The organism is Pseudomonas sp. GM78 (assembly GCF_000282475.1).
Classification (GTDB): domain Bacteria; phylum Pseudomonadota; class Gammaproteobacteria; order Pseudomonadales; family Pseudomonadaceae; genus Aquipseudomonas.
This window is the reverse complement of the sequence record NZ_AKJF01000124.1, coordinates 25,355-44,514: the sequence shown is the minus strand read 5'-3', so window position 1 is coordinate 44,514 and position 19,160 is coordinate 25,355. Positions and strand designations below refer to the sequence as shown.

16 protein-coding genes are annotated in these 19,160 nt (G+C 60.7%); 7 read left to right on the top strand and 9 right to left on the bottom strand.

Features of this window, described 5'->3' with window-relative positions:
• Positions 1–126 precede the first annotated feature (126 nt).
• On the bottom strand, positions 127–3,615 hold the full coding sequence (locus PMI35_RS11805; RefSeq protein WP_008061698.1) for a hypothetical protein: 3,489 nt from the start codon (positions 3,613–3,615) through the stop codon (positions 127–129).
• Positions 3,616–3,817: 202 nt separating this feature from the next.
• Here PMI35_RS11805 and PMI35_RS11810 point away from each other — a divergent pair, with 202 nt between their 5' ends.
• Together PMI35_RS11810 and PMI35_RS11815 are read left to right on the top strand one after the other, a co-directional pair.
• The gene (locus PMI35_RS11810; RefSeq protein WP_008061697.1) at positions 3,818–4,750 is read left to right on the top strand and encodes a GlxA family transcriptional regulator; all 933 of its coding nucleotides are present in this window, start codon (positions 3,818–3,820) and stop codon (positions 4,748–4,750) included.
• Positions 4,751–4,845: 95 nt separating this feature from the next.
• Positions 4,846–5,820 (top strand): nitrilase-related carbon-nitrogen hydrolase, encoded by a 975-nt coding sequence (locus PMI35_RS11815; protein ID WP_008061696.1) that lies wholly within the window; start codon positions 4,846–4,848, stop codon positions 5,818–5,820.
• A 66-nt stretch (positions 5,821–5,886) separates the two neighbouring features.
• On the opposite strand, the gene PMI35_RS11820 is transcribed toward PMI35_RS11815, so the two are convergent.
• Together PMI35_RS11820 and PMI35_RS11825 are read right to left on the bottom strand one after the other, a co-directional pair.
• Positions 5,887–6,402, bottom strand: coding sequence for an HvfX family Cu-binding RiPP maturation protein (locus PMI35_RS11820; protein WP_008061691.1), 516 nt, complete (start codon positions 6,400–6,402; stop codon positions 5,887–5,889).
• Positions 6,403–6,689: 287 nt separating this feature from the next.
• Positions 6,690–7,481 (bottom strand): N-acetylmuramidase domain-containing protein, encoded by a 792-nt coding sequence (locus PMI35_RS11825; protein ID WP_008061689.1) that lies wholly within the window; start codon positions 7,479–7,481, stop codon positions 6,690–6,692.
• 165 nt (positions 7,482–7,646) lie between these two features.
• On the opposite strand from PMI35_RS11825, the gene PMI35_RS11830 reads away from it, so the two are divergent.
• Positions 7,647–9,149, top strand: a complete 1,503-nt coding sequence (locus PMI35_RS11830; protein ID WP_008061688.1) for an aldehyde dehydrogenase family protein — start codon at positions 7,647–7,649, stop codon at positions 9,147–9,149.
• Positions 9,150–9,192: 43 nt separating this feature from the next.
• Here PMI35_RS11830 and PMI35_RS11835 read toward each other — a convergent pair whose 3' ends face one another.
• Both PMI35_RS11835 and cynS read right to left on the bottom strand, forming a co-directional pair.
• Positions 9,193–9,852 carry a carbonic anhydrase gene (locus PMI35_RS11835; protein ID WP_008061687.1) on the bottom strand — a complete coding sequence of 220 codons (660 nt, stop codon included), beginning with the start codon at positions 9,850–9,852 and terminating at the stop codon, positions 9,193–9,195.
• Positions 9,853–9,912: 60 nt separating this feature from the next.
• Positions 9,913–10,380 carry a cyanase gene (cynS, locus tag PMI35_RS11840; RefSeq protein ID WP_008061686.1) on the bottom strand — a complete coding sequence of 156 codons (468 nt, stop codon included), beginning with the start codon at positions 10,378–10,380 and terminating at the stop codon, positions 9,913–9,915.
• A 121-nt stretch (positions 10,381–10,501) separates the two neighbouring features.
• Here cynS and cynR point away from each other — a divergent pair, with 121 nt between their 5' ends.
• Positions 10,502–11,383 (top strand): transcriptional regulator CynR, encoded by an 882-nt coding sequence (gene cynR, locus PMI35_RS11845; protein ID WP_008061683.1) that lies wholly within the window; start codon positions 10,502–10,504, stop codon positions 11,381–11,383.
• A 199-nt stretch (positions 11,384–11,582) separates the two neighbouring features.
• Here cynR and PMI35_RS11850 read toward each other — a convergent pair whose 3' ends face one another.
• Entirely contained in the window at positions 11,583–11,912 is a 330-nt protein-coding gene (locus tag PMI35_RS11850) for a hypothetical protein (protein WP_008061679.1), read from the bottom strand.
• A gap of 725 nt (positions 11,913–12,637) precedes the next feature.
• Positions 12,638–12,844, bottom strand: coding sequence for a hypothetical protein (locus PMI35_RS11855; RefSeq protein ID WP_008061677.1), 207 nt, complete (start codon positions 12,842–12,844; stop codon positions 12,638–12,640).
• A 524-nt stretch (positions 12,845–13,368) separates the two neighbouring features.
• Here PMI35_RS11855 and nspC point away from each other — a divergent pair.
• Positions 13,369–14,466 (top strand): carboxynorspermidine decarboxylase, encoded by a 1,098-nt coding sequence (nspC, locus tag PMI35_RS11860; protein ID WP_008061669.1) that lies wholly within the window; start codon positions 13,369–13,371, stop codon positions 14,464–14,466.
• A 27-nt stretch (positions 14,467–14,493) separates the two neighbouring features.
• A complete protein-coding gene (locus PMI35_RS11865) occupies positions 14,494–15,738 on the top strand; it encodes a saccharopine dehydrogenase family protein (protein ID WP_032831777.1) in 1,245 nt (414 codons plus the stop codon).
• A gap of 76 nt (positions 15,739–15,814) precedes the next feature.
• On the opposite strand, the gene PMI35_RS11870 is transcribed toward PMI35_RS11865, so the two are convergent.
• Positions 15,815–17,206 carry an aldehyde dehydrogenase family protein gene (locus tag PMI35_RS11870; protein WP_008061665.1) on the bottom strand — a complete coding sequence of 464 codons (1,392 nt, stop codon included), beginning with the start codon at positions 17,204–17,206 and terminating at the stop codon, positions 15,815–15,817.
• 99 nt (positions 17,207–17,305) lie between these two features.
• Between PMI35_RS11870 and ptrR the strand changes: the two genes are divergently transcribed.
• On the top strand, positions 17,306–18,202 hold the full coding sequence (gene ptrR / locus PMI35_RS11875; protein WP_008061664.1) for a putrescine utilization regulator PtrR: 897 nt from the start codon (positions 17,306–17,308) through the stop codon (positions 18,200–18,202).
• A 14-nt stretch (positions 18,203–18,216) separates the two neighbouring features.
• Here ptrR and PMI35_RS11880 read toward each other — a convergent pair whose 3' ends face one another.
• Positions 18,217–19,125, bottom strand: a complete 909-nt coding sequence (locus PMI35_RS11880) for a LysR family transcriptional regulator (protein WP_008061663.1) — start codon at positions 19,123–19,125, stop codon at positions 18,217–18,219.
• Positions 19,126–19,160 lie beyond the last annotated feature (35 nt).

Sequence of the window (19,160 nt, the reverse complement as noted above, 5' to 3'; positions counted from 1 at the left end):
GGGGCAAAGCCTTTTGCTTCCTTTTTGGCGTTTGAAAAAGGGAGTCGCCGTAAGGGCGAAACCATAAGTCGCCGTTACCGCAGCAACGGATATACACCCCATCCAATTCTTATGAACAGCAACCGATCAAAACTTCGCATAATTCAACGCATCAACAATCGCCGAACCGCCGATACCCGTGAGCGACAACAGCAGCGAACGAATCAACGGATCCTCGGAATAGCGCGAGAACGAACCGGTGTTGAGCGTTGCAACCCGCTCGCGGATCATCTTGAACTTGGCATAGCCGGGCGTCGACTCCGGGGTTTCCAGCAAATAGGCGTCGATTCGTTGCAAGGCCACCGTGCGGGCCTTTTCCGCGGCTCGGCGCAGGGTGAGCGCGGAGCTGAGCAGCAGCAACGCGGTCAGCAGGTAGGAAATCATCAGCCCCGGCGGCGTCGGCCAGTTGTCGAACAGGCTGCTGCGTGACGCCAGCAGGATCAACAGCACTGCGGTCGGCGCGTAAATCAGCCGGTTGACCGCCGACGTACGCTTGGCAATCAGCTGCAGATCCACCCACTCATCGATGCAGGGATGTTTGAGCATGCCGAAGATTTTCTTGTGCTCGGCCTGCAAAGTCCCTGGCCAGATCGCATGGTGCTCGCTCAAATGACGGATGAAGCGCGTCAGCAACAGGTTGGCATCCATCACCCAGAACACCAGAAGCTGGAAAGTCAGTGTCGGAATCAGCCAGTTCAACATCCACCAATCCGAGGCGCCGCGTACGGGCGTGCCTTCCATGGGCCAGATCACGAACAGCACGCTGGTGACCACGACGTAGGCCCAGGTGGCGAGCATCGCCCGCAACAGGCGGGCACCGAACGAACCGCAGATGCAGTGCTCACCCCAGAAGCGCGCAATGACGATCATCTTGCGTCCGTCCGTGCAGCGGGCCTGGGCGGCGGCGCAGGACTTCGACCAGTCTTCGTTGGCGCTCATCAGCGGGAAGAAAATCAGCAGCAGCCAATGGCCCAGTTCATTGCACCATCGGCGCAAGCTCCAGCGTCTGCCGCGGCGGATCAACCGTTGCACCTGGCCCCACAGGGTCGTCTGGTATTTGCGCATGTGCAGGCGCAAATGGAAGGCGCTTTCGATGTCGGCGCGGTTGATGCGCAGCTTGCGCCAGCCCCAGGTCAACGCCGACAGCGAGATCAGCACGGCCAGCAGGCGCAGTGCCACGGTCGGCCAGGCGCTGATGCCTTCGAGCAGGAACATCGGCTCGCCCAGACCGTTGTCGGTCAAGGTGCTGCGCATCTGGTACGCCAGCATCAACGCGAGGATGAACACCACCAGCGGGACCACGATGTACCACGCCCAGGCATCGTATGAGGCCGGGGTCATACTCGCCGTCGCGTCCTGGGCCAGTGCCAGTCGCCGTGTGGAGCGGCGCAGCAGGTTCGAAGACAGGATGCCCAGCAGCACCAGCACGAAGGTGAACCACAGGAACTCCGCGTGCCAGTAGCGCGTGGCGATGAAGGCGCAGGCCGCCGCGACCATGAACAGCGTGATAGGTACGCCGCGTACCCACGCCAGGCGCGTGTCGTGTTCGTCCTGAGGGCCTTCGATGCGCCACCAGAGGATGAACGCGGCGATGGTCAGCAGGGTAAGCGTCAAGGGGCCCGCCCAGAAGAACGACTGGCTTTGTTTGAATCGCTCGCGCAGGGACCGGGAGGGTTCAGGGTAGGGCGGCGGCGATGGATCTTGCAGGCAACGCAGCGCCATCAGGTCGTGGGGCAGTATGCCGCGCTCCGACTGGGCTTGGGTGGGCGCCTGGCAACTGATGGGGCGCGAGGCGCCCAGTCGCGTGGCCAGGGGAATGAAGCCACTGATGCCCACTTCGTAGATGCCGGGCGAGAGCAGCTCCGATTTGGAATAGTCGAACTTCGCGCGTTTGGCATCGAAGGATTGCGGGGCCAAGGCCGCCAGTACTGAGATGAACACGGCACTTTGCAGGCTGTCGCGAAACGGCGGCACGTCCTGTTGCAGGGCGCGGGTCAGTGTCAGGCCATAGGGCGCGGCGAGGATCAGGTTGCGCGTGGTTTGCGCCTGGCCCCGTTGCAGCATGCGCGCGTCAAGGTCGGTGGAGAAGTACAGCTTGTAGGGCATCCGGCTCTTGAGGGCTTGCAGTACCAGCAGCTTGTCGTAGGCATCGACACCGAGGATACCGATGGCGCCGATGCCGCTTTCGCCATCGCGTCGATAGGCCGCGTCTTCGCTGGCGATGTGGTCGGCGAGGCGTCGCAGATAGTCGAGCTGGGAATTGCCGTCGGATTTCTCCAGCGGGCTGAGGTCGATTGTGGACACGCCAGGGGCGTTTTTACCGACATTGGAAGTGGCGGTTTTATCGGTGCTCGCCGATTCTTCCGGCAGGCGCCCGTCGAGACCGCGCAAGTAACTGAAGCGTAAAATCCACTGGTCGACAGCACCCTTATGGTTGTCACCGTCGCCGAGTCGGGCGTCCCTGGCCACCTGCAACTTGAAGCTTTCGATCAGGGCGCGGCTGTAGAAACTGTCCCACTCGGAAATCAACGCGATGCGGTTGGCGCTGCGCCGCAGATTGCCGGTGCAGGGTGAGCCGATCCGGCTCAGTTTGCCCTCACCGCAGCGTACGCCAGTAGCCGGGTCGACGCGGCGCAGCTTCAACTCCTCGAGCATCAGTTGGGTCATGGTGCCGTCGTCGCTGACGGTGCGCAGCAACTTCATGGGTTGCCGGTTTTGCAGGGGCGGTGAAAGCTTCTGGTAGCCGCGATCCAGTGTTTCGTTATCGGCCGTGGCCAGCGGCGAGTAGATTTCCATGTTCGGCGAGGCCTTGCCGATGTCCTGGTCCTGGAACATGTCGCGCAGCACGGTCGAGGTCGAGGGGCCTATGACCTTCAGCACGGCGTTGGCCGGTGGTTCGGCGCAGGGGGCTGGCGCGCAGGCCATGGCGACTTTTTTGTTCAGGCTGTCGCGTAGAGTTTCGAGCTGTTGCAGCGGCGTCGAGCCGAGCGCGTCCTGTTTCAGCCAGAACACGATCGTGCGGTCGGGCGGTGCGGGTTTGCCCTCGAGCGCCAGCGGTGGATCGAAGGGATTGGACACGAACACTTCGTAGGGCATATCGACGAAAGCGCTTTTTTGCGGCGCCTCCAGTGACAGGTTGGCGGCCAGTTTCAGGCAGTGGATGTACTGCTCCTGATCGGGCACCCGATGGGAGTTCTTGAACCCGGCCAGCAAGGCATAGCGGATGCGCCGACGCCGTTCGACTTCATCGGCGTAGGGGCCGCCCTCGACCAGCGCGACCATGATGTCGGGCGCCGATTGTCCTGCGCCCAGGGGAGAGAGGTCGGGGCTGCAAACGTTCTCGGCGTCCGGGTTCTTGCTGTCGGCAAGCTTCTTGCGATAACGCTCCACGGCGTCGAAAGGGTCCTGCCACAGCCGGGCTTCGATGGGCAGTTGGGCCTGGAACTGGGCGCCGATGGGGCGCGGCTCCAGGAAGGGTTCGCGGGTGAGTGCGAACATCGATACCACCAGACTCAGGATGACCGCACTGCCTGGCAGCCAGAAGGCCATATTTGTGCCCGAATCCTTGCTGTCCATGGCCTGTGCCTCTTGTTTGCGGCCAACGCTGTACTGTTATTTATAGACCCAATAAATGAAGGGGTATGGCCTTAATGGGCGATTGTCTGGCCGAATTGCCGTCGGATGGCTTTTCATCCGCAGTACGGCGGCTGGCGTACAGTGTGGTGCTATGGCTGAATAACCGGCTATGCCACTAATAAGGTCATTCTGGACAACCACCATGCAACACATCGGACTCATCGTTTACCCCGGTTTCCAGGTCCTCGGCCTGGCCATGTGTGCCACATTCGAACTAGCCAACAACGCTATGCAGGAGCCGGTGTACAGCATCGCCTTGCTGTCCGAACACGGCGGCATGGTGCAAACCTCCGCCGGTTTTGCCGTAGAAACCACAGCGTTCGGCCAGCGTTCGTTCGATACGTTGCTGGTGATGGGCGATAACCTGATTCGCCCGGTATCACCCGGCCTGGTCGAGTTTTTGCGCCGCGCCAGCCAGAACACTCGCCGCCTGGGTTCGATCTGCACCGGGGCCATTGCCCTGGCCGAGGCCGGTTTGCTCGATGGCCGGCGGGCGACCACCCACTGGTGTCACGCCGCGTCGCTGCAGCGGGCGTACCCCAGGATCAAAGTCGAAGAGGACCGCATCTTCATCAACGATGGCAACCTCTGGACGGCCGCGGGCATGAGCGCTTGCGTCGATCTGGCGCTGGCGCTGGTCGAGATGGACCTGGGGGCCGAAGTCGCGCGGCGGGTAGCCCGTCAGTTGGTGGTGTATCACCGCCGGGCAGGCGGGCAGTCGCAGTTTTCGGTCATGCTGGAGTTGCAGCCCAGGACCGATCGCATCCAGGCTGCGTTGACTTACGCCAAGCAGAACCTGAAGTCCGAACTGTCGGTCGAGGCACTGGCCAGCGCCGCCAATCTCAGTCCTCGACAATTCAGCCGTGTGTTCAATGCCGAAACCGGGCAATCGCCGGCCAAGGCCATCGAAAGCCTGCGGGTGGAGGCCGCGCGGTTGATGATGGAAACCGGCCGGCACTCGATCGATGTGGTGGCCACCGAAACCGGGTTTGGTGACAGGGAGCGCATGCGTCGGGCGTTTCTGCGTGCTTTCGGGCAGCCGCCGCAGGTGATTCAGCGGGCTGCTCGGGGGTGATGTCCTAAAAGGTGGTGTATACGACATTCAGGACTAAATATTATTAGCGTAATATTTATCTCGTTGAAGCCCGTTCCCTCAATGAGATGACCGCCATGACCTTTGTCAAAGCCGCCGCCGTACAAATCAGCCCCGTGCTCTACAGCCGTGAAGGCACCGTCGATAAAGTCGTCGAGAAGATTCTCGAGCTCGGCGGGCAGGGCGTGCAGTTCGCCGTGTTTCCGGAAACCATCGTGCCGTACTACCCGTATTTCTCGTTTGTCCAGGCGCCCTTTGCCATGGGCGCTGAACATCTCAAACTGCTGGACCAGGCCGTGACGGTGCCGTCGGCGGTGACCGATTCCATTGGTGCCGCGGCCAGGGAGGCCGGCATGGTGGTGTCCATCGGCGTCAACGAACGTGATGGCGGTACGTTGTACAACACCCAGTTGCTGTTCGACGCCGACGGCGCACTGATCCAGAGCCGCCGCAAGATCTCCCCGACCTACCATGAACGGATGATCTGGGGCATGGGCGACGGTTCCGGCCTGCGCGCCACCGACAGCGCGGTTGGGCGCATCGGCCAACTGGCGTGCTGGGAACATTACAACCCGCTGGCGCGTTACGCCTTGATGGCCGATGGCGAGCAGATCCACGCCTCGATGTACCCGGGCTCGTTCGCCGGCACCCTGTTCGCCTCGCAGATGGAAGTCAGCATTCGCCAGCACGCCCTGGAAGCGGCCTGCTTCGTGGTCAACTCCACGGCCTGGCTCAACCCTGAGCAACAGGCGCAGATCATGGCCGACACCGGCTGCCCGATCGGTCCGATCTCCGGCGGTTGCTACACCGCAATCATCAATCCGAACGGCGAGGTGCTGGGGGCGTTGACCGAGGGTGAAGGCGAGGTGATCGTCGACCTCGACATGAGCCTGATCGACAAGCGCAAGCGCATGATGGATTCGCGCGGCCACTACAGCCGTCCGGAATTGCTGAGCCTGCTGATCGACCGCACCCCGCATGCTCATGTACATGAACGCAATGCGCATCCGCAACTGGCGGGGATTGAGACCGTGGAAGAAATGCTTCGATAATTTGCGGGCAAAAAAATGGGGGCTTCATCGAAGTCCCCATTTTTTATTTGGTTAAAGGGTTTCTTTTCAGTGTTGATTGCGGCGCCAGAAAAACCGGGCCAGCAACGCATCGAGGCTGAACTTGCCAGGGCCCGAAAGCAGCAGCGGCACAAGGGCGGCGAGGTAGATCAGCGGCAGCTTGAAGTTACCGAAGCCTTTGTTGCTGATGGAGTAACCCTGGGCCAGTTCGCTCAAGGTCGACCAGTCGGCCGGCCAGTGCACCGCAGCTGTCGCGACGATGGTCACCACCATCAGGCTGATCGCCGAGAACCGCGTGGCAAGGCCCACCAGCAGGGCGAGCGCGCAGATCAGCTCAACCCACATCGACAATTCCCAGTTCAGCGTGGCAGGAAGGTGGTTGAACGGAAACAGGAAGCGGTCCTGGATGTCGGCGAACCAGTTTTCGCCATTGAATTTTTCCAGGCCCGACTCGAAGAATTCCCAGGCTAGGAACACCCTCAAGGTCAGTGGCGCGATCCAGCTGCCGGCACGGTCAAGGTTCAGGTGCAGGCCTTTCACGGCCGATGAAATAGTGGCGTTCATGGTTGATCTCCTTCAAGGCAGGGATGTCGGACCGGGGGTGTGCCCGTTGAGACGTATTTCATCAACCGGGTGTATCTGCGGTGTGTCGTTGGCGCGGGGATTTGAAGGCCTGGTGTGTCAGGGGCGGGGCTGTACACACTTTGATACGTTCAGAGAAATGTGGGAGTGAGCCTGCTCGCGATGGCGGACTTATAGTCAACATTGATATTGACTGGTCAGGCCTCATCGCGAGCAGGCTCGCTCCCACAGGGACCAGCACAGGACTATTAATCCGGCTGGGCATCACGTCAGAGCGGCATCGCCAGAATCCGGCTGCGCAGATGCTCCAGCGTCTCGTCATCGAGCACCGTGGTCAGTTCCAGGCCTTCTTTGGCCTGATACAGATTCATTGCATCCCGGGTCTGTTTGCCGACGATGCCGTCAATCGTGCCGGGGTGCCAGCCCAGGTACGTCAGGTAGGTTTGCGCGGTGCGAATCCTGAGGTCGGGCGTGCCGCCGTAGGAGAACTTTTGATACGCGGCACTGAGCCGCACGTCGTAGTTGTTGATGGCATAGTTGGGGCCGTTGTAACGACGGGCGAAGTTCGCCCAGTCCTTGGCCCGTAGCGCGCCGATGGAACCGCCACCGATCAACGTGCCGACCGTACACAGCAGCTGTTCGTTCTCGGACAGGACCATGCGCTTGACCATCGACTCGACGTCTGCGCAGCCGGTGGAGGCGAAGTTGAACCCCATGATCTGGCCCAGCCCCCACGACGTGCTTTGCAGCGCCGCATTGCGGTTCAGCTCAATCGCCTGGTTGAGCCGGTCGTACTGGTGGTCCCCCGACGCACCATAGTTGCCAGGGCTTTTGCTGCTGATATCGGGGTGTTGTGCGTCAAACTTCTGCTGGGTCAAGCGGCTGAAGACGTGACGCTCGAAAAGGATTTTCGGACGGCGATCGGAAAAGAATCCGTTGCCGGAGGTTTCTACTGCCAGAACAGCCCACAGTTGTGCAGCGCTGACTTTGGCCAGGTCCAGGGCATTTTCCAGACCTTCGTCGTCAAGGGCTGCGCCATGGCTTCTGAATTCGTCGCTCATGACGGCCTCCTTCGAAACAGCAAACGCGGGGGGTACGCTTTAAGCGTAGGTGCGCCGGCCCGGCGCCGGCGGGTTTGCGATCATCGGTGCAGGGGCGTGGCGGATGACGCTCGGCGGCTTTTGCTATACATTTTCCGCCCGCCCATTGCATGGTGATACCGCTTCATGTCTCTTGCACTCGAACGTCTAGTCGCTGGCACGCCGATCCCTTTCGCCGGTAATCGTGTCACGGTGGTCAGCCCCGAACTGGCGGCACGCTTTGCGCCCGGTGACCACCTGTTGGTGGAGCAGGTCAGTGGCGAACTGTTGCTGATCCCGGTGGCGGACCAGCAAGCGGCAGCGCTGGCGATCGAACGTGCCGAAGCGGCCTTCAAGGCGATGTCGACGGTGTCGGACCAGGCCATCAGCGCCTTCTTCGATGTGTTCGCCCAACGTCTGGAGACGCCTGAGTGCTGGGCCTTGATCGAGGCCGCCAACCTGGCCGACATCGAACGGGCCAAGGCCCGCGGTCGTTCGACCACGCGCTTGCTGGCCGATGAGCGCATGCGCCGCGACATGATTGCCGGCCTGCGCGCCTGGCGCGATGCGTCGGCCACCCGCGGCAAAGTGATCAGTTGCGTCGAGCACGACGGCTGGAAAGTCGAACAAGTGGTCTCGCCGCTGGGTATCGTCGCATTCGTCTTCGAGGGCAGGCCGAACGTCTTCGCCGATGCCGCCGGCGTGTTGCGCACCGGTAACACCGCGGTGCTGCGCATTGGCAGCGATGCGTTGGGCACGGCACAGGCCATCGTCACTCACGCACTGAACCCGGCACTGCACGACACCGGATTGCCGACCGGTGCGGTGTCGTTGGTGGAAAGCGTCAATCACGCCGCCGGTTGGGCGATGTTCGCCGACCGACGACTGTCGCTGGCCGTGGCCCGTGGTTCGGGGCGCGCCGTCAGTCAGCTGGGCAGCATCGCGCAACAGGCCGGCACCGCCGTCAGCCTGCATGGCACCGGCGGTGCCTGGTTGATCGCCGACACCGACGCCGATGCCACGCGCTTCGCCGCCGTGGTGCGCAACTCCCTCGACCGCAAGGTCTGCAACACCCTCAACGTGTGCCTGATCCAGCGCGATCGCGCCGCCGAACTGGTGCCGCTGTTTCTCGACGCGCTTCAGCAGGCCGGCAAGGCACGCGGCCAGGGCTGCAAGTTGCACATCGTAGAGGGCAGCGAAGCGTTCCTGCCGGCGGATTGGCAAACCGCCAGTGTCGAGGTCTACCGCGCCGAAGGCTACCGCACCGAAGCACTGGCCGAACCTTTTCCGGAAGATCAATTGGGTCGCGAGTGGGAATGGGAAGAAACCCCGGAAGTCAGTCTGAAGATCGTCGACGACCTGGACAGCGCCATCGCCTTGTTCAACCGCTACAGTCCGCAATTCACCGTGTCGCTGCTCAGTGAAAATGCGGCGACCCAGGAACGCTTCTATAACGCGGTCAACGCGCCCTTTGTCGGCAATGGAATCACCCGTTGGGTCGATGGCCAGTACGCACTCAACAAGCCGGAACTGGGCTTGTCGAACTGGGAGAGCGGGCGCCTGTTCGCACGCAGCGCGATTCTCTCGGGTGATGGTGTGTTTACCATTCGCAGTCGCATGACCCAGGTCGATCTGTCGGTCAAACGCTAAAAAACTTGCGCAGCGGCTGCCCGGGCGGTCGCTGCCCTCAAGCTCAGGCGGCTTCGACGGGTTTGCCTTGCACGGCGCAAGTCGTCGGGTGCTCGGCCAGCGACACGAACGTGCGGCTGCCCGCATCCAGGGCATCGATCGAGCCGGTCTCGATGTCATACACCCAGCCATGCAGGTTCAACAGGCCTTTCTCCTGGGCCAGGCGCACGCTTGGGTGGGTCTGGATGTTGGCCAGTTGCGCGATGACGTTTTCACGCACCATCGAACTGACTTTGGCCGCCTCATCCGCGTGGGGTCGCGATTCGTTGATCACCTTGGCCGACTCGGCGTGTTGCAGCCAGCCGCTGACGGCGGGCAGGTGGTCCATGCATTTGCACTTGGCCACCGCCGTCATCGCGCCGCAGTCGGAATGCCCGCAGATCACGATGTCGGTCACGCCCAGCACGGCGACCGCGTACTCCACCGTGGCCGACACGCCGCCCGGATGAGGGCTGTAGGAGGGCACGATATTGCCGGCGTTACGGATGACGAACAGCTCACCGGGTTCTTGCTGGGTCAGCAGTTCCGGCACGACGCGGCTGTCGGAACAGGTGATGAACAAGGTGCCGGGATGTTGCGTGGTGGCCAGGTGTTTGAACAGGTCGGTGCGTTGCGGAAAGACGTCCTTCTGGAACTTCAGGAAACCATCGATGAGCGCTTGCATGTTTGCGTCCTCAGGGGGGAGTCGGGTTTGGCCCGCGGCACAGCGCGGGCCGGTATCCACTTAGAAAGGGCGCAGCGGCAGGAACTTGCCGTCGAGGGTGATCACGGCGCGGGAGCCACCTTCCGGGTCTTCGACTTTCTTCATGTCCAGCTTGAAGTTGATCGCGCTGATGATGCCGTCGCCGAACTGCTCATGGACCAGGGCTTTGAGCGTTGTGCCATAGATCTGGATCATTTCGTAGAAGCGGTAGATGGTCGGGTCGGTCGGGACACCCGAGAGGCTGCCGCGCAGCGGAATGATCTGCAGGCGAGCGATGGCGTCGGCGTTCAGCTCAAGTTTCTCGCCAATCACGTTGGCGGCACTTTCCGGCAGCGGGTGCTGGCCGAGCAGGGCCGCGGTGACGTAGGCCAGGCCGAGGCCGGTGCCTTCAGCCAGATCCTGCCAGGACAGGTTTTTACGCGCCTTGGCATCCAGTACTTCAGTGGTCAGGGCCAGGCTGGGATCGTTGTAGGCGTGGGACTGTTGCATGGTGTTTCTCCTGTCGCAGTGGGCTGTTTCGGGTGTGAAGCCATCTTCTGCTGATCCATTCATAGCGTCCAAGACCGATATACAATGCGATGCATAAGCTCTGCCTATAGAAGGTGATCCCATGCTGCTGCGTCATCTGCGTTATTTGCTGGCCGTCGCCGACCACGGTGGCTTCACCCGCGCCGCCGAGGCGCTGCACGTTTCCCAACCGACCCTGTCGCAACAGATCCGGCAACTGGAGGAAACCCTGGGCGTCAACCTGTTCGACCGCACCTCGCGTACGGTCAAGCCCACTGACGCGGGCGAGGCCTACATCGAATGCGCCCGTCGGGTCCTGGTGGAACTTGAGGCGGGCAAGCGGGCACTGCATGACGTGAAGGACCTGTCCCGTGGCACCTTGCGCCTGGCCATGACGCCCACCTTCATGGCTTATCTGGCAGGGCCGTTAGTGCGCGATTACGTGGCGCGGTATCCGAACATCCATCTGCAGATTTTCGAGTTGTCGATGGCCGACATCGAGGCGGGGCTGGCGGATGATTCGCTGGACATCGCGATTGCGTTCGATCAGGTGAGAAATGCCGACATCGAATCGATCCCGGCTTTTACCGAAACCCTGGGGCTGATGGTGGGCCGGGCTCACCCACTGTATGAAAGCCAGGCTGCGTTGAGCGCACAAGAAGTGGCGCAGTTGGAGTTTGCGTTGTTGACCCAGGACTTCATCACCCGTACCTGCATTGATGAGTACTTCGTCACCGCGCAGATCACGCCCAAGGTGGTCATTGAGGTCAACTCGGTGAACACCTTGCTGGAAGTCATTGCGCACACCGCCATTGCCACGATCCTCCCGGAACCGATCGCCACTTCAGAGCGTGCATTGCGCAGGATTCCATTGCTGGGTGAGGGGCCCAAACGCGGGGCCGCGCTGCTTCGACGCAAGAACAATTATCACAGTGCGGCGTCGGTGGCGTTCATGGATCTGGTGCTGGGCACCGAGTTCTCTTGAACACCCCGTAACCACTGTAGGAGTGAGCCTGCTCGCGATGACGGACTTACATTCAACAAATTTGGCGCCTGGCACTCCGCTATCGCGAGCAGGCTCACTCCTACAGTGGTTAATTGGGGGGGGGCAGGAAAGGCATTAAAAAAGGGCCTGCTCTTATCCGGAGCAGGCCCTTTCTTGTATTGAGGTACTAATTAATCAATCAGTAGAACCGGTCAATCACCCGAACTTCGTTCTGGTTCTGCAGCGAGTCCCAGGCCTGTTTCAGCGTTTGCAGGACATTACCGATGAAGTCCTTGTCGGCGGCGGCTTTCTTGCCGACATAGCCCTGGCCGCGACGGTACATTTTCAGTCGGGCGAGCAGGTTCTGGTTGTTCTGGTCGAACTCCGCTTCATGGGCATGTGGCGACAGGCAGTCGATATGCACCTGGCCCGATTTGCTGATCCACAGGATATGGCTGTCGTGGCTGTCTTTTTGCGCCGCGAACATACGAGCCAGTTCTTCGATAGTAGGTTGATTGTTCAGGTTCATGATAAAGCCCCCTTGACCATTTGGTGATCTTTCAAAGTTGATTCGCTAATACAAGTAGCCCATCGGTTAGTTGATCCCTGGCACCGAAACCAGGACGTCAGCAGTCGTCCGCCGAAATCGGCGGGGTACCGCGTCTGTTGCATGTAGTCGTGTTGAATAACTGCTACGCAATAGCGTCACAACGAAGAGAAGCGGCGATAACCTTCGGCCCCTGCCGACGTTTTGAGGGTCGGCCACAAGCATCATGAGGATGGATCGCCAGCGCTTCTCGTCCTTGTACTGGACGTTCAGGCCAGGTCAGCTTCTTCAATCTGCCTTGTGGGCAGCGTGTATCCGGAAAAAACAGCTCGGCGGTCAGACGAGCTTGCTCAAGCGTGTTGCTACTCCCGATCGGGGAGACGTCTGCATCATGCAAGGGCAAATCGAAGGCGTCAACGGTTTTGTAGTGAATATTTTTAGACACTACATATTGTCCGACAAAGCTGTTTTGGAATTAGAAAGTGGGGGTTGCAGGCGGGTATGTGCGTCTACACTTGGGAGCTGGCTTGCCAGCGATGGCGGTCTGACAGCCAAACTGTCGCTCGTGGATGTACCCGATCAACTGTAGGTGCCAGGCTTGCCGGCGAAGGCGTCCTCGAATACTGCATCGCGCGTTCGGGTCTCTTCGCCGGCGAGCCGGGCTCCTGCAATGTCTGGCGCAGGGTAATCTCTGGCGTCGAGCGCCGTCAGGCTACGAAGGCCGATACCTGGGCGAGGTTGTTGTCCTGGGCTGCGGTGATGAGGTGCAGAGGGATATGCGGTTGCTCGACGTGGGAGGGAATTTCAATGCTTCCTACAATGTGCGGTTGTCGCTCACTCAGTCCGGTCGACTCCTGTTCCTTTGCCTTAGCCATTCTCGCGTGGTTCGCTGCGATTTCGTTGAGAGTTGACACGTTACATCTCCGGTGACTGACCAAGCGTATTGCTGGAGTCCTTTAGCGTTGATTGGATGGCCATCGCGTCAGTTTTATGTCGTTCGCTATGGCTAACGCGGGCCGGTGCAATCCCCAAGCCAGAGAAGGCCGGGTTTACCAGGGTCGATTTCATTTGCGACGAAAGGTTATGGGCGAGGCCTGTGGTCGGGTTAAAACACCTTGCCAAGCGTTACGCCTTACTTTGTCCCCAGTCTGAACGGGCGATTGGTGAGTCTGATATCGTAGCGGTGACATTCGGTCACCAGTGACCTGTCACTAAAAACAATAGTCGTTTTTTGTGCCGTGTTAGACCGGTCGTCGGCGAGATCGAAAATAGATGGCAATTGGCCGCGGCGTCATCTTTTTGTCGCCTATGAGTGCGATCTTGCGGGGTCGCCGCGCAGATCCCTGGCCGACGAACTGCACTTCTGCTCTTTCGATATGTGGCCAGTGCGGGCACAATGCGCATCCTTTTTTTGGCTGGCCTTGCCGGAGGCCTCGAAATGATCAAAACGCCGTACTACCTCATCGACAAGCAAAAGCTGCTGGGCAACATGGAAAAGATTGCCTATGTGCGCGAGCAGTCCGGGGCCAAGGCCCTGTTGGCACTCAAGTGCTTCGCCACCTGGTCGGTGTTCGACCTGATGCAGCAGTACATGGACGGCACCACGTCGTCGTCGCTGTACGAGCTCAAGCTCGGTCGGCAGAAGTTCGCGGGCGAGACTCACGCCTACAGCGTCGCCTGGGCCGATGACGAAATCGAGGAGATGCTCGACAACTGCGACAAGATCATCTTCAACTCCATCGGCCAGTTGCAGCGCTACACTGAAGCGTCTGAAGGCAAGGTTCGTGGCCTGCGCGTCAACCCGCAGGTGAGCAGCTCCGATTACCTGCTAGCCGACCCGGCACGACCGTTCAGCCGCCTGGGCGAGTGGGACCCGGAAAAGATCGAGCAGGTCATCGAGCAGATTTCCGGCTTCATGTTCCACAACAACTGCGAGAACGGCGACTTCGGCCTGTTCGACGCAATGCTGTGCACCATCGAAGAGCGTTTCGGTCACCTGCTGCACAAGGTCGAGTGGGTCAGCCTGGGTGGCGGTATTCACTTCACCGGCGAAGGCTACGCGCTGGATGAGTTCTGCGCGCGCCTCAAGGCGTTCTCGCAGAAATACGGCGTACAGGTTTACCTGGAGCCGGGCGAGGCGGCCATCACCCAGAGTGCGTCGCTGGAAGTCACCGTGCTTGACACTCTCTACAACGGCAAGCACCTGGCGGTCGTGGACAGCTCCATCGAAGCCCACATGCTCGACCTGCTGATCTACCGCCTGAATGCCAAGCTGGCCCCGAGCGAGGGTGAGCACACCTACATGGTGTGCGGTAAATCCTGCCTGGCCGGCGACATTTTCGGTGAATACCAGTTCGATCGCCCGCTGGCCATCGGCGACCGCCTGTCGTTCGTCGACGCCGCGGGCTACACCATGGTCAAGAAGAACTGGTTCAACGGCCTGAAAATGCCGTCCATCGTAGTGAAACAACTCGACGGTAGTGTCGAGGTGGTTCGTGAGTTCGGTTACAACGACTATATGTCCAGCCTCTCGTAAGCTGGCTGAGAAGGAGTGAGAGAAAAATTGAAGAAGAACGTACTTATCATTGGTGCAGGAGGTGTCGCCAAGGTGGTGGCCCACAAGTGCGCGCAGCACAACGACGAACTTGGTCGTATTGCTATCGCGTCGCGCAACATCTCCAAATGCCAGGCCATCATCGACAGCGTCAAGGCCAAGGGCAGCCTCAAACAGCCCGCTGAAATCAAGGCATTCACCCTCAATGCCCTGGACGTCGAGGCGACCAAGACGCTGATTCGCGAAACCGAATCGCAGATCGTCATCAACGTCGGTTCCGCTTTCCTCAACATGTCGGTGCTGCGTGCCTGCATCGATACTGGCGCGGCCTACCTGGACACCGCCATTCACGAAGAGCCGGGCAAGGTCTGCGAGACGCCGCCCTGGTATGGCAACTACGAGTGGAAGCACCTCGAGGAATGCCAGCAGAAGAACGTCACCGCCATCCTCGGCGTGGGCTTCGACCCGGGTGTGGTCAATGCCTATGCGGCACTGGCCCAGCAACAGTATTTCGACCGCATTGATTCGATCGACATTCTCGACGTCAATGCCGGTTCCCATGGCAAATATTTCGCCACCAATTTCGATCCGGAAATCAATTTCCGCGAGTTCACCGGGCAGGTGTGGAGCTGGCAGGACAGCCAGTGGACCAGCAACACCATGTTCGAAGTCAAGCGCACCGACGACCTGCCGGTAGTGGGTTCGCAGAACCTGTACCTGACCGGTCACGATGAAGTGCACTCGTTGTCGAAGAACCTCGGCGTGCCCAACGTGCGTTTCTGGATGAGCTTCGGCGAGCACTACATCAATGTGTTCACCGTACTCAAGAACCTCGGCCTGCTCTCCGAGCAACCGGTCAAGACCGCCGAAGGCCTGGAAGTCGTGCCGCTCAAGGTGGTCAAGGCCGTGCTGCCTGATCCGAGCTCGCTGGCCCCTGGCTACACCGGCAAGACCTGCATCGGTGACCTGGTCAAGGGCACCAAGGACGGCCAGCCGCGCGAAGTGTTCATCTACAACGTAGCGGACCACGAGGAAGCCTTTGCCGAAACCGACAGCCAGGGCATTTCCTATACCGCCGGTGTTCCACCGGTGGCTGCAGCCCTGCTGGTAGCCCGCGGCGAGTGGGACGTGCAGCGCATGGTCAACGTCGAGGAGCTGCCAGCCGAGCCGTTCCTCAAGGCGCTGGACGTGATGGGCCTGCCTACCCGCGTCAAGGACGAGCACGGCGACCGTGCCTGGGACTGCAAGGCCTGAGGCTTGCACACCTTTGATGCAAAAAAACGCCGCTCATTGAGCGGCGTTTTTGTGTGTGCCAGGTTGTTGGATTCGATCAGTGACGATCCAGCCACACCGTCTGTGCATTGCAGAATTCACGTACGCCGAAGTGCGACAGCTCGCGACCGAATCCGCTTTTCTTCACGCCACCGAAGGTCACGCGCGGGTCGCTGGCGCAGTAGCCATTGATGAACACCCCGCCGGTTTCCAGTTCACCGGCCATCTGTTGGGCCTGCTCGACATTGCCGGTGTAGACGGTGGCCGCCAGGCCGAACTCACTGTCGTTCGCCAGTTCCAGCGCATGCGCTGCGTCGCGGGCGGTAATGATCGAAGCGACCGGGCCAAACAGCTCCTGCTTGAATGAAGTCATCTGGTCAGTGACGCCGGCCAGTACCGTAGGCTCATAGAAGTTGCCCGAGCCTTCGGCTTTCTTGCCGCCCAGCAACAAGGTCGCGCCTTCCTCCAGGGTGTCGCGCACCTGTTGATCCAGTTCATCGCGCAGATCAAAGCGGGCCATCGGGCCGATGTACGTCTCGGCGGACAGTGGATCGCCAAGCACCAGTTTGCGCGTGGCGTCGACAAACCGCCGGGTGAATTCTTCGACTATGCCTTGCTCGACGATCAGCCGCTTGGCTGCCGCACAGACCTGCCCGGTGTTCTGGTAACGACCGATCACCGCCGCTTTGACGGCGTCGTCGAGGTTGGCATCGTTGAGCACGATGAACGGATCGGAACCGCCCAGTTCCAGCACGCACTTCTTCAGTGCCGCGCCAGCCTGGGCACCGATGGCCATGCCGGCGCGCACACTGCCGGTCAGGGTGACGGCGGCGATGCGTGGGTCGGCAATCGCCGTGGAAACACCGTCCGGCGTGACGTTGATGACCTCGAACACGCCTTCGGCAAAGCCCGCTTGCTTGAAGGCCTCCAGCAGCAGGTAGGCGCTGCCCATGACATTGGGCGCGTGCTTGAGTACGTAGGTATTGCCGGCCAGCAGCGTCGGCACCGCACCGCGCAGCACTTGCCAGATCGGGAAGTTCCACGGCATGACCGCGAGAATCGGGCCCAGCGGGCGATATTCGATGCGCGCCTTGCCGCCTTCGACCAGGGTGGGTTCAGCGTTCAACATGGCGGGGCCGTGTTCGGCATACCAGGTGCAGAGTTGCGCACATTTTTCAATTTCACCGCGAGCCTGGGCGATCGGCTTGCCCATTTCCAGGGTGATCATGGTGGCCAAGGCTTGTGCGTTGTCGCGCAAGGCCTGGCCAAGGGCAATCAAGCGCTGTGCGCGTTGTGCAAGCGGTATGCGGCGCCAGGCACGGTACCCGCTGGCGGAACGCGACAGGGCGGCGTCCAGTGCCGCTGCGGATTCGTAAGCGTAGTGGCCGATCTGTTCACCAGTCGCCGGGTTGATCGAAATGGCGTGGGTAAGGATGGATATGTTTGTCATGGCACCGTCCTGCGGGTAGGAATGCGCTCAGGTTACGGTGCTGTATGTTTTCTTGAAACTGAATAATAATGAGCGTCCCGTTCACGTTTGGAGAATGATGTGGATCTGGTTCAGCTCGAGATTTTCAAGGCTGTCGCCGAGCACGGCAGCATCAGCGTGGCCGCGCAGCACATCCATCGGGTGCCTTCGAACCTGACCACGCGGATCAAGCAACTGGAACAGGATCTGGGCGTCGACCTGTTCATCCGCGAAAAAAGCCGCCTGCGCCTGTCGCCGGCCGGCTGGAGTTTCCTCGACTACGCCCGGCGGATTCTCGACCTGGTCCAGGAAGCCCGCGCCACGGTGGCCGGTGAAGAACCCCAGGGTACATTTCCCCTGGGATCGCTGGAGAGCACCGCGGCGGTGCGGATTCCCGAGCTGTTGGCGGCCTATAACCAGCAGTACGCCAAGGTCGAACTGGACCTGTCCACCGGACCGTCCGGGACCATGATCGATGGGGTGCTGGCAGGCCGCCTGACCGCCGCGTTTGTCGATGGCCCGGTACTGCACCCGGCGCTGGAAGGCGTGCCGGCGTTCGAAGAAGAAATGGTGCTGATTGCACCGCTCAACCACAGCCCGATCCATCGCGCGCAGGACGTGAACGGCGAAAACATCTATGCCTTCCGCTCCAACTGCTCGTACCGCCACCACTTCGAAAGCTGGTTCACCAAGGACGCGGCAGTGCCGGGCAAGATCTTCGAAATGGAGTCCTATCACGGCATGCTCGCCTGCGTCAGCGCCGGCGCCGGCCTGGCCCTGATGCCGCGCAGCATGCTTCAGAGCATGCCCGGCTGCAGCACGGTCAGCGTCTGGCCATTGTCCGAATCCTTCCGTTATTTGCGCACCTGGCTGGTGTGGCGCAGGGGCACGGTGTCGCAGAGCCTGACCATGTTCGTGCGGTTGCTGGAGGAGCGGTGTGAAGCAATAAATCAGGTGAATAGAGGGGAAGGGGCGTAGTGCCGGTTCAGGCGCTAGTTTTCCTCGATGTTATCGATGTGCTTGAAACGTTCGATCAGAAAGTCGATCAGGCAGCGCACTCTCGCGGATAAATGCAGCTGTTGCGGATAGACCGCATACACGTCGGCGCGGGTGGGTGTCTGGTCTTCCAGCACCAGGCGCAAGCGGCCACTGCGCACATAACGTGCGATGTCCCATTCGGCCCGCAGCAAGATGCCAAAGCCATCCAGCGCCCAGTTCAGCGCCACCTCGCCATCGTTGCAACCCAAGGCGCCATGCACCTTGATGTTGTCCTTGCGCCCGCCGTTGTTGAAGCTCCAGACGCCATAGGGTGACTCGTTCTGGCGGATGAAAATGCAGTTGTGATCCTGCAACTCGGCAAGTTTTGTTGGCGTGCCGTGTTTGTCCAGGTAGAGCGGCGAAGCGCACAACAGGCGGCGGTTGGAGGCGATCTTGCGCGCATGGAAGGCGGCATCCGGCAGGGTGCCGAAACGTATGCCCAAATCAAAGCCGTGGGTCGCTAGATCCAGCGGGTGGTCGCTGATTTCCAGCTGTATTTCCACCTCCGGGTATTGCGCGAAGAACGCCGCCAGGGCAGGGCCGATGTAGCGTCGGCCAAAGCCCAGGGAGGCATTGACCCGGATCAGCCCCTTGGGGGTGGCGCGGCTGCTGCTGACCAACTGCTCAAGTTCGTTGATCTGGGTGAGGATCCGCGCGGCGTGGGAGAAATACAGCTCGCCTTCCGACGTCAGGCTCATCGACCGTGTGGTGCGATTGACCAGGCGTGTGCCAAGCCGTGCTTCCAGGGCGGTCAGGCGTTTGCTCACGGCTGGCGGTGTGACACCCAGTTCTCGGGCCGTGGCTGCCAGGCTGCCTTTGTTGGCCAGCAGGTAGAAAAAAGACAAATCCAGGGTCTGGTCCATTCGTAACTCAAATTCATCTATGTAGTTATTTTGGG

What these genes read in the sequence shown, in the direction of transcription:
- PMI35_RS11805 (WP_008061698.1), bottom strand. Translation starts at nt 3,615, where the DNA reads ATGGACAGCAAGGATTCGGGCACAAATATGGCCTTCTGGCTGCCAGGC.
- PMI35_RS11810 (WP_008061697.1), top strand. Translation starts at nt 3,818, where the DNA reads ATGCAACACATCGGACTCATCGTTTACCCCGGTTTCCAGGTCCTCGGC.
- PMI35_RS11815 (WP_008061696.1), top strand. Translation starts at nt 4,846, where the DNA reads ATGACCTTTGTCAAAGCCGCCGCCGTACAAATCAGCCCCGTGCTCTAC.
- PMI35_RS11820 (WP_008061691.1), bottom strand. Translation starts at nt 6,402, where the DNA reads ATGAACGCCACTATTTCATCGGCCGTGAAAGGCCTGCACCTGAACCTT.
- PMI35_RS11825 (WP_008061689.1), bottom strand. Translation starts at nt 7,481, where the DNA reads ATGAGCGACGAATTCAGAAGCCATGGCGCAGCCCTTGACGACGAAGGT.
- PMI35_RS11830 (WP_008061688.1), top strand. Translation starts at nt 7,647, where the DNA reads ATGTCTCTTGCACTCGAACGTCTAGTCGCTGGCACGCCGATCCCTTTC.
- PMI35_RS11835 (WP_008061687.1), bottom strand. Translation starts at nt 9,852, where the DNA reads ATGCAAGCGCTCATCGATGGTTTCCTGAAGTTCCAGAAGGACGTCTTT.
- cynS (WP_008061686.1), bottom strand. Translation starts at nt 10,380, where the DNA reads ATGCAACAGTCCCACGCCTACAACGATCCCAGCCTGGCCCTGACCACT.
- cynR (WP_008061683.1), top strand. Translation starts at nt 10,502, where the DNA reads ATGCTGCTGCGTCATCTGCGTTATTTGCTGGCCGTCGCCGACCACGGT.
- PMI35_RS11850 (WP_008061679.1), bottom strand. Translation starts at nt 11,912, where the DNA reads ATGAACCTGAACAATCAACCTACTATCGAAGAACTGGCTCGTATGTTC.
- nspC (WP_008061669.1), top strand. Translation starts at nt 13,369, where the DNA reads ATGATCAAAACGCCGTACTACCTCATCGACAAGCAAAAGCTGCTGGGC.
- PMI35_RS11870 (WP_008061665.1), bottom strand. Translation starts at nt 17,206, where the DNA reads ATGACAAACATATCCATCCTTACCCACGCCATTTCGATCAACCCGGCG.
- PMI35_RS11880 (WP_008061663.1), bottom strand. Translation starts at nt 19,125, where the DNA reads ATGGACCAGACCCTGGATTTGTCTTTTTTCTACCTGCTGGCCAACAAA.